This window comes from Streptomyces sp. NPDC001852 (assembly GCF_042891825.1).
Classification (GTDB): domain Bacteria; phylum Actinomycetota; class Actinomycetes; order Streptomycetales; family Streptomycetaceae; genus Streptomyces.
Map to the genome: position 1 here is coordinate 234,716 of NZ_JBIATN010000010.1, position 13,305 is coordinate 248,020.

A 13,305-nucleotide genomic window follows, 5' to 3' on the forward strand; every position below is an offset into this window, starting at 1 on the left:
GGCGGGAAGCCGCGCTCACCGCCCGATGAACTGCGGCCCCTGCGGAGGCAACCGGAAGTTCGGGTCCACCGGCCCCACAGCCACCGGCACCGGCTGCGGATACCCGTACGCCGGCGGCGCCGAGGCCGGCTGCGGATAGCCGTACGCGGGCGGCTGCTGCGGCACGGCGGGCGTCGGCTGCTCGGGCGCGGCCGCCGGAGGCTCCCCCTCGTCCACCGAGATCCCGAAGTCCGTGGCGAGCCCCTTCAGCCCGTTCGAATACCCCTCGCCCAGCGCGCGGAACTTCCAGACCTCCCCGCGCCGGTACAGCTCACCGCAGATCAGCGCCGTCTCCGCACCCGTCTCCGGCTTGATCTCGAACCGGGCCAGCGGCTCGGCGTCGGCGACCGCGGCGTCGTACAGCAGGATGCACAGTCCCGGCACCCGGTCGAAGGTCACCCCGTCCGCGGACGCGACCAGCAGGATCCGGCCGACGTCCGGCTCGACACCGGGCAGGTCCGTCTGGATCGTGTCGGTCAGCCCCTCGGTGACGCGCTTCTTGCCCAGCCGCCACACCTTTCCCGAGGGGTGCCGGGGCTGGTTGTAGAAGACGAAGTCCTCGTCGGAGCGCACACGGCCGTCGGGACCCAGCAGCAGCGCCGAGGCGTCCACGTCCGGGACCTCCTGCCCGGGCGCCCAGCGCAGCACGGCGCGGACCGTGTCGGCTTCCAGCGGGACGTTGGACCCCTTCAGCATCGCGTGCGTCATGCGGTCATCCTGCCTTCTCGGTCCTGGCCACGACAATGCGGGGGTGGTGTCCCCGTGCGCGCCGACACGGGCGAGTTACCGGAAATTCATGCCCGCAGGGAACCCCTGACATGGATCCCTACGTACTATTACCGGCCACCCTTTACCGAACACTGAGACTCGGGCCCGCGCCCTGAGGGAGTCCTATGCGTCATTTCGGGCACATCGCCCCCGAGGTGCGGCAGCGCCTCTTCCACCGGGAGCCGTGCGCGTTCACCGCCGACTCTCCGGCCCGGCTGCTCGCCGCCGCCCTCGGCGCCACCCTGTACAGCCCGGCCACCCGGCCGCGGCTCGCCGACGACATCGTCAAGCAGACCGGAAACGGCGTGGTCTCGATGGTGCTGTGCCTGGAGGACTCGATCGACGACGCGGACGTGGTGGCCGGCGAGGAGAACCTGGTCCGCCAGTTCGCCGACCTGGCCGCGCGGCCCGGCGTCGAGCCGCCGCTGCTCTTCGTCCGGGTGCGGGCCCCCGAGCAGATACCCGACCTGGTACGGCGCCTCGGCCCGTCCGTGCGGCTGCTGTCCGGATTCGTGCTGCCGAAGTTCACCGAGGAGCGCGGCATCCCCTTCCTGGAGGCCCTGACGGCCGCCGAGGCGGTCAGCGGCCGCCGGCTGTTCGCCATGCCCGTCCTGGAGTCCCCCGAGCTGCTCTACCGCGAGTCCCGCGTGGAGACCCTGGAGGGCATCGCCCGCGCGGTCGACAAGTACCGCGACCGGGTCCTCGCCCTGCGCCTCGGCGTGACCGACTTCTGCTCCTCCTACGGCCTGCGCCGCGCCCCCGACATGACCGCCTACGACGTCCAGGTCGTCGCCTCGGTGATCGCCGACGTCGTGAACATGCTGGGCCGGGCCGACGGCACCGGATTCACCGTGACCGGGCCCGTGTGGGAGTACTTCCGGGTCTCCGAGCGCATGTTCAAGCCGCAGCTGAGGCAGAGCCCCTTCCTGGAGGTGCAGGCCGTCGAACTGCGCGAGAGGCTGATCGAGCACGCCATGGACGGACTGCTGCGGGAGATCTCCCTCGACCAGGCCAACGGCCTGCTCGGCAAGACCTGCATCCACCCCTCCCACGTGCTGCCCGTCCACGCGCTGTCCGTGGTCAGCCACGAGGAGTACAGCGACGCCCAGGACATCCTGCGGCCGGAACGCGGCGGCGGGGGTGTACTCCGGTCGGCCTACACGAACAAGATGAACGAGGTGAAGCCGCACCGCGCCTGGGCCGAGCGGACCCTGCTGCGCGCCGAGGCCTTCGGCGTGGCCCACGAGGACGTCGGCTTCGTGGAGCTGCTCGCCGCCGGGGTACCCGGCTGAGCCGGGATGTCCGGCTGATCCTTCCCATATCGTCCAAGGAACGCATGAAGAACGCAGTGAACGACGGGGTCTGGTCCGGCAGCTGGGTCGCCGAGCGGCTCGGGGTCGAACTCGTGGGGGACGACGGCCTGCGGGCCCTGCTCGGCCTCGCCCTGCGCCGCAATCCCAAGCGGGCGCATCTGCTGGTCTCGAACGTGCTCGGCAAGCACGTTCCGCAGTCGCCGGCGGTGGTGTACGGCCATGGCTTCCGGCTCGGTCGCCGGGTCGCCGAGCTGCTCTCCGAGGCCGAGGCGCGGAATGCGCTGGTCCTGGGATACGCGGAGACCGCGACCGGGCTGGGCCACGCCGTCGCCGACGGCCTCGGTGCGGCGCCGTACCTGCACTCCACGCGTCGGCCGGTGGCCGGGGTCGCCCGGGCGGGCGGTTTCGAGGAGAGCCACTCCCACGCCACCTCTCACCTGCTGCTGCCCGAGGATCCCGGCCTGCTGACCGGGGACGGTCCGCTGGTCCTGGTCGACGACGAGTTCTCCACCGGGAACACGGTCCTGAACACCATCCGTGAGCTGCACGAACGCTGTCCGCGCAAGCGCTACGTCGTGGTCGCTCTGGTCGACATGCGCTCGCCTGAGGACGCCGACCGGATGGAACGATTCGCCATCGAGATCGGCGCCCGCGTGGACTTGATCGCCACCGCCTCCGGGACCGTACGGCTGCCGAGGGGCGTGCTGGAGAAGGGACAGAGGCTGGTCGCCGAGCACGACCGGCCGCCACGCTCGCCCGAACCGTCGTACGGCCGTATCACCCGCGTAGGGCTCCACTGGCCCCCCGGCCTTCCCGACGGTGGCCGGCACGGCTTCACGCCCGCCCACCGAGCCCGGCTGGAGGCCGCGCTTCCCGGGATGGCGGCCCGAGTGGGCGACGCCCTGCCCGCCGGCGCCCGTCGCGTCCTCGTCCTCGGCTTCGAGGAGCTGATGTACGCCCCGCTGCGGCTCGCCCGGGAGCTGGAGCAGGTCACGGGCGTCGAGGTGCGGTTCTCCACCACCACCCGCTCGCCCGTCCTCGCGCTGGACGACCCCGGGTACGCGATCCGTACCCGCCTGGTCTTCCCCGCCCACGACGACCCGGCCGACGGCCCCGGCGAGAGGTACGCCTACAACGTCGCGGGCGGCGGCTTCGACGCCGTCGTCGCCGTGGTCGACTCGGTCGCCGACACCCCCGCCCTGCACGCCCCCGACGGCCTGCTGGCCCGCCTCGCCGCCCACACCCCCCGCGTCCTGCTCGCGGTCGTCCCGTCGTACGTCCCGCACGCTTCCGAAAGGCCGGCCATGCTGCCCGAGCCCCTCCGCGGCCCCGCATTCTCCTCGTACGCCCCGGACGAGGTCGGCTGGCTGCTCCAGGACCTCTCCGACGTCACGCTGGAGGCGCCCACCGAGGAGCGGGAGGAGGCCATCCAGAGCGGCGGCGCGCACTACGCCGAGTCGCTGCCGGTGGAGTACCAGCCGAGCGAGCAGTACCAGGAGCTGTTCCACGCGGCGCTCGACGCCTCCGCCGCCCGGATCGCCCAGGCGGTCGGCGCGGTGACCGAGGCCGTCATCGCCGAACGGTCACCTCGGCCGGTGCTGGTCTCGCTGGCCCGTGCGGGCACCCCGGTCGGCATCCTGATGCGCCGCTGGGCCCGGTTCCGCCACGGCCTCGACCTGCCGCACTACGCGGTGTCGATCGTGCGCGGCCGGGGCATCGACGCCAACGCGCTGCGCTGGCTCGCCGCCCACCACGACCCGCGGGACGTCGTGTTCGTCGACGGCTGGACCGGCAAGGGCGCCATCACCCGTGAACTCGCCCAGGCCATTGAGGTGTTCGAGGCGAAGGAGGGCATCACCGGTTTCGAACCGGAGATCGCCGTGCTCGCCGACCCGGGATCCTGCGTGCGCACCTACGGCACCCGCGAGGACTTCCTCATACCCTCGGCGTGCCTCAACTCCACCGTCTCCGGCCTGATCTCCCGTACGGTGCTGCGCGCGGACCTGGTCGGTCCGGACGACTTCCACGGCGCGAAGTTCTACCGCGAACTTGCCGGCGCCGACGTCTCGGTGGCCTTCCTGGACGCCGTCGCCGCCCGCTTCCCGGAGGTCGCCGACGCCGTCGACACCGCGGTCAAGGAGCTGATGGCCGAGGACCGCGCCCCGACCTGGGCCGGCTGGCGGGCCGTCGAGCGGATCAGCGAGGAGTACGGCATCCACGACGTCAACCTCGTCAAGCCCGGCGTCGGCGAGACCACCCGGGTGCTGCTGCGCCGGGTGCCCTGGAAGATCCTGGCCCGCGAAGGAGCGGGCGCGGACCTCGACCACGTACGCCTGCTCGCAGAACAGCGGGGCGTCCCCGTCGAGGAGGTCGGTGAACTGCCGTACACCTGCGTGGGGTTGATCCACCCCCAGTACACGCGCGGTGCGACGGGCGCCGACGGCAGGGCGGTGAACGCCTGATGCCGGTGCTGGTGGCGAGCGACCTCGACCGTACGCTGATCTACTCCTCGGCGGCCCTCGCGCTGACCATGCCGGACGCGCGGGCGCCCCGGCTGCTGTGCGTCGAGGTCCACGAGAGCAGACCGCTCTCCTACATGACCGAGACGGCGGCCCAGCTGCTGACCCGCCTCGGCGACACGGCCGTCTTCGTGCCGACGACGACCCGGACGCGCAAGCAGTACCAGCGGATCAACCTCCCCGGCCCGCCCCCGAAGTACGCGATCTGCGCCAACGGCGGCCATCTGCTGGTCGACGGGGCGACGGACACCGACTGGCACGCGGGCGTGCAGGCCCGTCTCGCCGACGAATGCGCGCCCCTGGCCGAGGTCAGCGAGCATCTGCGGTGCTCCGCCGACCCCGTCTGGGTCCGCAAGCACCGCATCGCCGAGGACCTGTTCGCCTACCTCGTCGTCGAGCGCGAGCTGCTGCCCGAGGACTGGGTGAAGGAGCTTGCGGTGTGGGCGGAGAACCGCGGCTGGACCGTCTCGCTGCAGGGCCGCAAGATCTACGCCGTCCCCAAGCCGCTCACCAAGAGCGCGGCGGTACGGGAGATCGCCCGCCGCACCGGCGCGGAGCTGACACTGGCGGCGGGTGACTCCCTGCTGGACGCCGACCTGCTCCTCGCGGCCGACCGGGGCTGGCGCCCGGGACATGGCGAACTGGCCGACACGGGCTGGGCGGCGCCACACGTCGGCGCGCTGCCGGAGCGGGGGGTGCTGGCGGGGGAGAGGATCGTGCGGGAGTTCTTGGAGGAGACCCGCACGGCAGCCCCTCTGGGCGGCTAACCGCAGCAGCCCCCACCGCAACAACCGCCGCCCCCGCCCGCAGCGGGCGCCGGGGCGGACGACGCCCCGGCCTTCCCGCCCACCGCCACCGTCGACAACAGCTTCACCGTGTCCTCGTGCCCCGCGGGGCAGCTCGCAGGGGCGGCGGACTCGGCCATCGGGCGGCTCAGTTCGAAGGTGTCACCGCAGGTGCGGCACCGGTACTCGTAGCGAGGCATGGGCACAGATTAACGGGCGCCGCCCGGCCCCTTCTCCTCGCCGGGCGTCGGCATCGTCACCGGCGGCATCCCGGTCTCGTGCTCGCGCCCCGGAGGCTCGGTGCCCGGATCGGGGTGCCGTGCCCGCCAGTACGGGTTGTCGTGCGGCAGGGTCGAGCCGACCCGGCCGTACATCCCGAAGGTCATCAGCAGCAGGCCCACGATGAAGCTGAAGAACACGTTCTGGATCCGGAACGCCAGGAAGTTGTACTCGGTGTCCAGCAGACCGAGGTTCAGGAAGCCGTTCAGCAGGAACAGCACCCCGAACACCATGTTCAGCGTGGACGCCACGTTCCCGCCGATCACCATGCCGACCAGCAGGATCCCGCCGACGACGATCGACAGCACGCTCAGCGCGCCGTTGGTGTTCAGCCCGGCGACCGTGTCACCACCGGTGTTGAAGAAGCCGATCTGGTCGATCACACCGAGGATGCCGAAGGCGATGAGGAACAGGCCGATCAGACCCGCTCCGATCCGGTAGATCGTGTTCAGCCGGTGGTCGACGGGCAGATGCTTGTCGAACTCGATCCGCCGCCGCGGCCTCGTGTGCACTGCGTGTGTGGCCATGTCCGCCTCCCTCGGGCGCTAGCGGAGGCCATCCGTCCATCCAATATCCGCCGACCGCGGGGCGCCCTGCAACCGACGGGACGGCAAGGCGGCGAAGCTCAGTGGCCCCCGCCCCGCTCCTCGCGGATCTGAGCCACCACCCGAGCGGCGGCCAGCCGTACCGCATCCGTTTCGGTCAGGAAGTGCCAGAAGTCAGGATGCCGCCCGCCCTCCAGCGAAGCGATCGCCCGCTCCAGCCGCCCCACCGCGTCGTCCAGCGGCCGGGCGTGCCGGGGGTCGGGGGTCGAACGGCCCGTCATGGCCAGCCGCTGGGCGTCCCGGATCGCGAAGCGCGTCCGCTCGATCTCCGCCTGCGGATCCTTCTGCACCTCGTTCAGTCGCCGCAGCCGCTCACCCGCGGCCGACACGGCCTCGTCGGTGGTGTTCAGCAGGGCCCGTACCGTCGACAGCAGAGAGGTGGCGTCCGGCCAGCGCTGGGCGTCCCGGGCCGCCTGGGCCTCGCGGAGCTTGAGCTCGGCCTGCCGCACGTTCTCCGCGGCCTGCGCGGGGACCTGCTGCAGGTCCTGCCAGCAGGCGGCGGCGAACCGGCGCCGCAGCTCGCTCAGCACCGGGTCCACCTGCCCGGCCCTGGTGGTCAGCGCCTGGGCCCGGGTGCGCAGGCTGACCAGCCGGTGGTCGATCTCGGCGGCCTTCTCCGGCAGCCGCTCGGCCTCGGCCCGGATCGCCCCGGCCTCCCGCTGCACCCGCTCGGCCCGCTCCACGGTCTGCTGCACCCCGTGCTGCCCGGCGCCCTGGTTCAGCTTGGTCAGCTCGGGGGAGAGGGCGGCGAGCCGCCCGGCGAGGTCATCGGCCCGCAGGCCCTTCTCCCGCACGGCGTCCAGGGCGTTGCTCGCGCCCAGCAGTGCCTGCCGGGCCCGCTCCACGGCGGGCGCCAGCCGGGCCAGCTGGGTCTCGGCCTTGCCGAGCAGCGGGCCGAGCGAGCTGCCGAAACGGTCCAGCTCCTGCTTGACCCGGACCAGTTCGTCCTTGGCGGACGTCAGCTCCGCACGCGCCCGGGAGGCCGCGGCGGCCTCCAGATCGTCCCGGTCCAGGTCATGGGCGTCCACGGCCTGGATGTAGCGCTGGCTGGCCTCGTCGATCCGCTGCCCGAGCGCCGCGAAGTCGCCGACGGCACGCCGGGCGGCGGGGGAGTCGTCCACGGCCGTGATCGTCTCGATGGATATCCGCAGGTCGCGCTGGGCCGTGTCGAGTTCGTAGAACGCGGCCGCCGCGGCGTCCTTCGCGGCCTGCGCCTCGGCCCGCTGGCTCTCCGCCCGGCCGCCGAACCAGCGCCGGGTGCCGCCGCCGGCGAACGCGGCCGGCATGGCGAGCGCGACCAGCACCGGCAGGCTCAGCAGGGTGAGGGTGTCGCGCAGGGCCGTGGACCCGGACCGGGCCCGTGGGGTCGACGGAGGGTGCGACCGCGTCGCTGGCGTGCCCGGTGTCGCCGTCACATCCCTCTCCCGTGTTGTGGTCCGCCGTGGGTGGTGTCATTCTCCCACCCGTAGAAGACGAACACACGGGCCGGTCAGTTCGCGGTACGGACCGTGACCTTCCCGTTCGCGGAGTGCGCGGACACGGTGTGCGGGCTGCTGTCGTCCCGGGGCGCGGACACCGACACCCCTCCGTTGTCCGACTCCGCCGTCACGTGGTAGGCGGCGCGCGGCAGTGCGACCGTCACCGGGCCGTTGTCGGAGGTGACGTCGACGTGGTCCGGCACCCGGCCGAGGGTGAGGTCCACCGAGCCGTTGCTGGTCTCGGCGTGCACCCGGGGTGCGGAGGCCTCCGCGCGGAGCGGGCCGTTGTCGGAGCGCAGGTCCAGCGGTCCGGTGGAGTCGGTGACGTGCACGGAGCCGTTGCTGGTGCGGAGGCGGAGCGGATCGGCGAACCCGCGCGCCTGCACGCTGCCGTTCCCGTCGTCGACGGTGACCCCGATCCCGCGCGGGACCTCGATCCGGTACTTGGCCGAGCAGTCGGCGATGAACCCGTCGCAGTGCATGCGCAGCTTCAGCCGGTCGTCCTGGAAGGACCAGCTCACCTTGGGGTCGCCACCCACGACGACCCTTCCCTTGAACCACCGGGTGACCTGGACCGTTCCCGCCTTGTCGCCCTGCGCCGCGACGATCTCCAGTGCCGCGTCGTCGGAGTCGACGGTGAGCGTGTGGCCGTGCAGCGCGAAGGACCGGTGGTCGGGGTGCTTGTCGTCACCGGCGGAGGCGCCGCAGGCGCTCACCCCCGCGACGAGCACTGCCGTGACGGCGGCCATGGCGGCGGCGCGGACAGCAACGGAACGGGCCATGCGGAATCTCCCCCTGTACCGGTTCGCCGGGTGCGGCGGCCGGAGTGTGTCGGTGTACGACGACCGTAAGTGATCAAGCTCCGGCCGGTAATCGGGAAGGCTCCCGAACCAGGGGTGGGGTTAACCCCCGTGAACGGCCCGTGGCCCGGCGTTACGGGTTTGCGGTGGACCGGTCCGGGCAAGGTAGGCTGTCGACTCGTCCTGGGCGCGCAGCCCGGGTGTCCGGGTGCGTAGCTCAGGGGTAGAGCGCCTGCCTTACAAGCAGGATGTCGGCGGTTCGAAACCGTCCGCGCCCACAGTCGAGCCCCCGGCCCGTGCGGCCGGGGGCTCTGTCATTCCTCCTCGCTGCCCTGCTCGTGCGCGTGCTTCAGCCTGGTGCGGGCGTCCATGCGGTCCGCCGCCGCGACCTCGGCCCAGAACCGGTGGGTGCTCACGAACACCGCGAGTTCGTGCTCGCGGCGGCGCAGCTTCTCCACCTCGGCCTGCTCGTCCGCCGTCCAGCCCGGGGACGCGGGCCGCTCAACCTTCCGCCAGCCGGTGTCGTCACTGAAGCCGTCCATCGGCTCGACCGACCAGGGCAGGCGCTTGAGCAGGGCCGACAACTCGGCCCGGACCTGATGCAGCTCCTCCTGACCGGCGCGGAGGTCACTGGGGAATTCATAGGTCGTTGCCACACGGCAATGCTACGCCTGTTCGATTTTGAGTGGCGAGTTCGTTCCTGGGGTTCGGGGGAGGTTCAGCCGAACGGGTGGCGGGCCGGCCCGGAGCGCATGGTGCACCAGCCGGCCCGCCAGGAACACGGCCCCTCAGGAACGCGGCCGTCAGGAACGCGGCCCGTCAGGAACGCATGGCTCAGTGGCCGGCGGACCGCAGTTCGCCGACCAGGCGCGCCGTCACCGGCACCGGGACGCCGTGCCGGTCCGCCGCGCGGAGCAGCGCGCCACCGATGGCGTCGAGTTCGAGCGGGCGGCCCGCCTCGGCGTCGCGCTGCATGGACGACTTGGCGCCGGGCGGAAAGGCGTCGTACCGGGCGAGGGCCTGGGCCGGGTCGGCGGGGGCCCCGCAGGCGCGGCTGACCTCGGCGGTCTCGGCGACCAGCGACTGCAGCTCCTCGCGGTGCCGGGTGCGGGCCTCGCCGAGCGGAAGGCCGTACCGGGTGGTGAGCAGGGCGAACGGGGCGAGGAACGCCATCTTGGCCCACAGGGCGGCCGTCTCGTCCTCGACCACCCGGGCTGTCGTGCCGGCCGACAAGAGGGCGGCCGCCAGGTCGTCGAGCCGGGGGCGGGGTACGGCGTCCCCTGCCAGGTCGAGCTCCGTGAACGGGCTGCCGTGTTCGATCACGCCGGGGGCGACCCGGGTGGACTCCACACGGATCACCGCCGGGGCGACGCGGTCGGGGCGGTAGCGGGCGCGGAGCCGGCCGGGGTGTTCGACGCCGTTCAGGAGCGGTACGACGAGGGCGTCACCCAGAGCCTCCGGCGGCACCCGGGTGAGGGCGGCGTCCAGCGCGGTGTGTTTGACGGCGACCAGGCAGGCGTCCACCGGTTCGCGCAGCTCGGTGTCCGCCTCGACGGGGGCGGTGAACTCGCCGAACTGCGCGCTGCGGACCGTGATTCCGGTACGGCGCAGGGTGTCGGCCGTGCGGTCCTGGGCCAGGCAGACGACGCGGTGGCCGGAGCGGGAGAGCAGGGCGGCGAGGAGCCCGCCGGTGCCGCCGGGGCCGAGCACGGCCACGGTGTTCCTCTTCGCCAAGGGGTTCGCCATGAGGCTGTTCCTTTCGACGGTCGGCCCCGGGAGTCGGTGGCCGCCTTCGCCGCGATCATCCCACCGGAACGCGGTGTGCGTGAGACTGGGTTCATGTGCCGGAGTATCAAGACACTGCGTCCGCCCGTGCTGCCCAGTGAGGCCACGGAGGAGGACATCCACGCCGCCGCGCTGCAGTACGTGCGGAAGGTCTCGGGGTTCCGGGCCCCCGCCGCGCACAACCGCGAGGTCTTCGACCGCGCGGTGGCCGCGATCGCCGAGGCCACGGCGGAGCTGCTCGGGGGGTTGGAGGTGCGGGGGCAGTCGGTACGGCCCGCCGCGGTCCGGCATGACGGATGACTGGGCTGCCTGGCAACGGGGTTGGGCAGCGCGGCGATGACGAAGCGCGCCCTCCGACGACCACCTGATGGGCCGTCAGAGAGCCGTCCACGCAAGGAAGTTCGTCTCCCCGGTGCCTGCGGAAGGGATGCGCCGGGTGACCGCGGCGGGGGCCGGGCCGGGTGTGGATTCGGTCACGTTTGCGGACGCCGGTGCGGTCGCGCGGGCCGCCCTGCTTGCGGCCTTTTCCGGGCCGAGCCGTTGCCGGGGCCGGAGCGATGGCCAAATGTTGAACTTGCAAGCACTGATTAGGCAGCCCTAACCTGGGTCCTCGATTCGGTACCGCCGCCCCCATGACCGGCCACCTGGACGTCCCCAGCCGGTCCGACCGACACCGAAGAGGAGAACCCCCCTCATGACCGCACGTCTCAACTCCGCTCAGCCCTATGTCCTCGGGCTCTTCCGCATCGTCGTGGGCCTGCTCTTCGCCGTGCACGGCGCCGCGTCGCTCTTCGGCGTCCTCGGCGGTGCCGCCGGCACCCAGGGCGGCACGATCCCGGCCGGCACCTGGCCCGGCTGGTACGCGGCCGTGATCCAGCTGGTCGCCGGCGCCCTGGTGCTCCTCGGCCTCGGCACCCGCGGGGCCGCGCTGATCGCCTCGGGCTCGATGGCGTACGCCTACTTCGACGTGCACCAGCAGGCCGCCCTGTGGCCCATACAGAACGGCGGCGAGCTGTCGGTCCTGTTCTGCTGGTCCTTCTTCCTGCTGGTCTTCACCGGGTCCGGCGCCTTCGGCCTCGACCGGCTGTTCGTCCGCCGCACCGCCGCGAACGACAGGGCCGCCACGGGACAGACCCCGATAGCCGCCTGACCCGGGACGGCGCCCTTCCCCCGCCACGAGGGAGGGAAGGGCGCCGTTCCGTCTCCTGCCGGGCCCTGCTTACGACGTTCCGCGGAACGGCACGGTGAAGCAGGCCACCCGGGCCCCCTTGGTGCCGGGCTCGCTGTGGATCACCACCGAGCCCGCCTCACCCTTGCGGAAGGCCCAGCTGTGCTTGGCGACGGAGCTGCCCGTGCCGCGCGCGCTGGACTTGAAGTCCAGCCAGATCTCGTTGTCCTTGGTGGTGTGGGCGGCGTCCGTGCCGGGCGCGTTCTGGTAGTGCATGCCGGCGGCCTTGGGGTCGGCGGCGCAGGCCTTCTGATGGACGTGGACCCCGAAGAGATGGTTGGGTTTGACGCCGGTCACCCGCAGCTCGACGGTCGTGGCACCGTTCGCGCTGGTGAACTGGCGGACCTTGATCCGGGCGCCCGCCGGGACGAGGTCCCGGTCGTACGCCACCGCCTTCGACGTGCTGGACGTGGACGGCACGGAGAACACGCCCGAGGTCTCCAGCCAGGAGCCATGGGCGGTACTTCCGCTCCCGGTCGCGAACAGGGCTGCGGCTAGGGTGCCCGCGTATATGGCTGCCACCATGATGTGCACCTTTTTCTGCGCTTACGCGCCGTTTCGTTCGGATGTGTGCCTGATGTTCGGGACAGGCCTGTCTCCATTGCTACGGACGCGGAAGAGCTCCGCCGCACAGCGTGCGCTGTTCGGGTGAGCGGGGGCGCGCCGGAAGTCCGTCACACCCGCCTGAGTCCTCGTTCGCCCCCGAGGCCCCTTCTGTCACACCCCGGGCGTACGCTGTGTGGCTGTCGACGGGGGAGCAACGGGAGTCGTGGTGTTCGAGGATGTGGGGTCACTGGCCGCCGGACCGTGGATCTATGCCGCGGTGGCCGTGTCCGTTCTGCTTGACGTGTTCGTGCCAGTGCTGCCGAGCGGCGTGCTCGTCATCACGGCGGGTACGGCAGCGGCGGCGGGCTCGGGCGCGGCGGCCGGCCGGGTCCCGCACGACGTGCCGGACCTCCTGGTCCTGATCCTCTCCGCGGCGACCGCCTCGGTCCTCGGCGATCTGGTGGCGTACCGCCTGGCCTGGCGGGGCGGTGCGCGGCTGGACCGGGCGATCGCCCGCTCCCGGCGGCTGACCACCGCGCAGGAACGTCTCGGCGATGCCCTGGCCCGGGGCGGCGGCGCGCTGGTCGTGCTCGCCCGGTTCGCCCCGGCGGGCCGCTCGGTCGTCTCCCTGTGCGCCGGCGCCGCCCACCGCCGGGCCCGCGACTTCGTTCCCTGGTCCGCGCTGGCCGGCCTCTCCTGGGCCGCGTACAGCGTCGCCCTCGGCTACTACGGCGCCCAGTGGCTCGGCGCGACCTGGCTGGCCACGGCCGTCTCCTTCGCGGCACTTTTCGCCGCGGGCGCGGCGGCGGGCTATCTCATGCGACGCCGGGCGGTGTAGGCCCGGGCCGCTTCGCGGTCGACCGGGTCGGTCAGCAGCCGGCCAGGTGGTTCGTCAGTGCGGTCTCCTCGCTGGAGTCTGGTCGATGTCGACGTCGGAGGCGCTGGGGGAGTCGAGCAGGGGCATGTCACAACAAGTTTTCCCGTGCAACCTTCACATCCCTTACGATGGGGAGCGCAGAAGGGGAGTAGCTCTTCGCCGGACCGTCGACATACTGCTCAGCTAGCCTGAGCCGGCGCCCGGAGGCGGGCCCTCGGGTTTTCGAGGACCGCCAGCGAGACCTTCGGCAAGCAGTGCACGTCCGTGTCCCCGTGGCACGGAC

Annotated in this window: 14 protein-coding genes and 1 tRNA gene; 7 read left to right on the forward strand and 8 right to left on the reverse strand. The window is 72.3% G+C overall.

The window, feature by feature from the left end:
• Positions 1-15: 15 nt before the first annotated feature.
• Positions 16-747 (reverse strand): TerD family protein, encoded by a 732-nt coding sequence (locus tag ACFYZB_RS19590; RefSeq protein ID WP_388759929.1) that lies wholly within the window; start codon positions 745-747, stop codon positions 16-18.
• Positions 748-932: 185 nt separating this feature from the next.
• On the opposite strand from ACFYZB_RS19590, the gene ACFYZB_RS19595 reads away from it, so the two are divergent.
• Genes ACFYZB_RS19595 through ACFYZB_RS19605 form a run of 3 tightly spaced genes read left to right on the forward strand, consistent with a single transcriptional unit; the run spans position 933 to position 5,406 of the window.
• A complete protein-coding gene (locus ACFYZB_RS19595; RefSeq protein WP_388759931.1) occupies positions 933-2,099 on the forward strand; it encodes an HpcH/HpaI aldolase/citrate lyase family protein in 1,167 nt (388 codons plus the stop codon).
• A 44-nt stretch (positions 2,100-2,143) separates the two neighbouring features.
• Positions 2,144-4,582 (forward strand): phosphoribosyltransferase, encoded by a 2,439-nt coding sequence (locus ACFYZB_RS19600; protein ID WP_388759934.1) that lies wholly within the window; start codon positions 2,144-2,146, stop codon positions 4,580-4,582.
• A complete protein-coding gene (locus ACFYZB_RS19605) occupies positions 4,582-5,406 on the forward strand; it encodes an HAD family hydrolase (RefSeq protein ID WP_388759937.1) in 825 nt (274 codons plus the stop codon). The genes ACFYZB_RS19600 and ACFYZB_RS19605 overlap by 1 nt, the downstream gene beginning before the upstream one ends.
• Here the strand turns inward: ACFYZB_RS19605 and ACFYZB_RS19610 are convergent.
• From ACFYZB_RS19610 to ACFYZB_RS19625, 4 genes are all read right to left on the reverse strand, one after another.
• Entirely contained in the window at positions 5,403-5,624 is a 222-nt protein-coding gene (locus ACFYZB_RS19610) for a zinc ribbon domain-containing protein (protein WP_351203390.1), read from the reverse strand. The genes ACFYZB_RS19605 and ACFYZB_RS19610 overlap by 4 nt on opposite strands.
• A gap of 9 nt (positions 5,625-5,633) precedes the next feature.
• Positions 5,634-6,230, reverse strand: a complete 597-nt coding sequence (locus tag ACFYZB_RS19615; protein WP_388759941.1) for a DUF4383 domain-containing protein — start codon at positions 6,228-6,230, stop codon at positions 5,634-5,636.
• A 98-nt stretch (positions 6,231-6,328) separates the two neighbouring features.
• Entirely contained in the window at positions 6,329-7,723 is a 1,395-nt protein-coding gene (locus ACFYZB_RS19620; protein WP_388759944.1) for a hypothetical protein, read from the reverse strand.
• 74 nt (positions 7,724-7,797) lie between these two features.
• A complete protein-coding gene (locus ACFYZB_RS19625; protein ID WP_388759947.1) occupies positions 7,798-8,568 on the reverse strand; it encodes a DUF4097 family beta strand repeat-containing protein in 771 nt (256 codons plus the stop codon).
• Positions 8,569-8,792: 224 nt separating this feature from the next.
• Between ACFYZB_RS19625 and ACFYZB_RS19630 the strand changes: the two genes are divergently transcribed.
• Positions 8,793-8,864: transfer RNA gene (locus ACFYZB_RS19630), tRNA-Val, on the forward strand.
• 36 nt (positions 8,865-8,900) lie between these two features.
• Here ACFYZB_RS19630 and ACFYZB_RS19635 read toward each other — a convergent pair.
• Both ACFYZB_RS19635 and ACFYZB_RS19640 read right to left on the reverse strand, forming a co-directional pair.
• A complete protein-coding gene (locus ACFYZB_RS19635) occupies positions 8,901-9,242 on the reverse strand; it encodes a hypothetical protein (protein WP_388759950.1) in 342 nt (113 codons plus the stop codon).
• A gap of 178 nt (positions 9,243-9,420) precedes the next feature.
• The gene (locus tag ACFYZB_RS19640) at positions 9,421-10,332 is read right to left on the reverse strand and encodes a ketopantoate reductase family protein (protein ID WP_388759953.1); all 912 of its coding nucleotides are present in this window, start codon (positions 10,330-10,332) and stop codon (positions 9,421-9,423) included.
• 93 nt (positions 10,333-10,425) lie between these two features.
• Here ACFYZB_RS19640 and ACFYZB_RS19645 point away from each other — a divergent pair, with 93 nt between their 5' ends.
• Both ACFYZB_RS19645 and ACFYZB_RS19650 read left to right on the forward strand, forming a co-directional pair.
• Positions 10,426-10,671 carry a DUF2277 domain-containing protein gene (locus ACFYZB_RS19645; protein ID WP_351203402.1) on the forward strand — a complete coding sequence of 82 codons (246 nt, stop codon included), beginning with the start codon at positions 10,426-10,428 and terminating at the stop codon, positions 10,669-10,671.
• Positions 10,672-11,065: 394 nt separating this feature from the next.
• A complete protein-coding gene (locus ACFYZB_RS19650) occupies positions 11,066-11,521 on the forward strand; it encodes a DoxX family protein (RefSeq protein ID WP_388759956.1) in 456 nt (151 codons plus the stop codon).
• 69 nt (positions 11,522-11,590) lie between these two features.
• Here ACFYZB_RS19650 and ACFYZB_RS19655 read toward each other — a convergent pair whose 3' ends face one another.
• Positions 11,591-12,124 carry a superoxide dismutase family protein gene (locus tag ACFYZB_RS19655; protein ID WP_388759958.1) on the reverse strand — a complete coding sequence of 178 codons (534 nt, stop codon included), beginning with the start codon at positions 12,122-12,124 and terminating at the stop codon, positions 11,591-11,593.
• A 247-nt stretch (positions 12,125-12,371) separates the two neighbouring features.
• On the opposite strand from ACFYZB_RS19655, the gene ACFYZB_RS19660 reads away from it, so the two are divergent.
• Positions 12,372-12,983: a VTT domain-containing protein gene (locus ACFYZB_RS19660; RefSeq protein WP_351203921.1), complete on the forward strand. Its 612-nt coding sequence runs from the start codon at positions 12,372-12,374 to the stop codon at positions 12,981-12,983.
• Positions 12,984-13,305 lie beyond the last annotated feature (322 nt).

What these genes read in the sequence shown, in the direction of transcription:
- ACFYZB_RS19590 (WP_388759929.1), bottom strand. Translation starts at nt 747, where the DNA reads ATGACGCACGCGATGCTGAAGGGGTCCAACGTCCCGCTGGAAGCCGAC.
- ACFYZB_RS19595 (WP_388759931.1), top strand. Translation starts at nt 933, where the DNA reads ATGCGTCATTTCGGGCACATCGCCCCCGAGGTGCGGCAGCGCCTCTTC.
- ACFYZB_RS19600 (WP_388759934.1), top strand. Translation starts at nt 2,144, where the DNA reads ATGAAGAACGCAGTGAACGACGGGGTCTGGTCCGGCAGCTGGGTCGCC.
- ACFYZB_RS19605 (WP_388759937.1), top strand. Translation starts at nt 4,582, where the DNA reads ATGCCGGTGCTGGTGGCGAGCGACCTCGACCGTACGCTGATCTACTCC.
- ACFYZB_RS19610 (WP_351203390.1), bottom strand. Translation starts at nt 5,624, where the DNA reads ATGCCTCGCTACGAGTACCGGTGCCGCACCTGCGGTGACACCTTCGAA.
- ACFYZB_RS19615 (WP_388759941.1), bottom strand. Translation starts at nt 6,230, where the DNA reads ATGGCCACACACGCAGTGCACACGAGGCCGCGGCGGCGGATCGAGTTC.
- ACFYZB_RS19625 (WP_388759947.1), bottom strand. Translation starts at nt 8,568, where the DNA reads ATGGCCCGTTCCGTTGCTGTCCGCGCCGCCGCCATGGCCGCCGTCACG.
- ACFYZB_RS19640 (WP_388759953.1), bottom strand. Translation starts at nt 10,332, where the DNA reads ATGGCGAACCCCTTGGCGAAGAGGAACACCGTGGCCGTGCTCGGCCCC.
- ACFYZB_RS19645 (WP_351203402.1), top strand. Translation starts at nt 10,426, where the DNA reads ATGTGCCGGAGTATCAAGACACTGCGTCCGCCCGTGCTGCCCAGTGAG.
- ACFYZB_RS19650 (WP_388759956.1), top strand. Translation starts at nt 11,066, where the DNA reads ATGACCGCACGTCTCAACTCCGCTCAGCCCTATGTCCTCGGGCTCTTC.
- ACFYZB_RS19655 (WP_388759958.1), bottom strand. Translation starts at nt 12,124, where the DNA reads ATGGTGGCAGCCATATACGCGGGCACCCTAGCCGCAGCCCTGTTCGCG.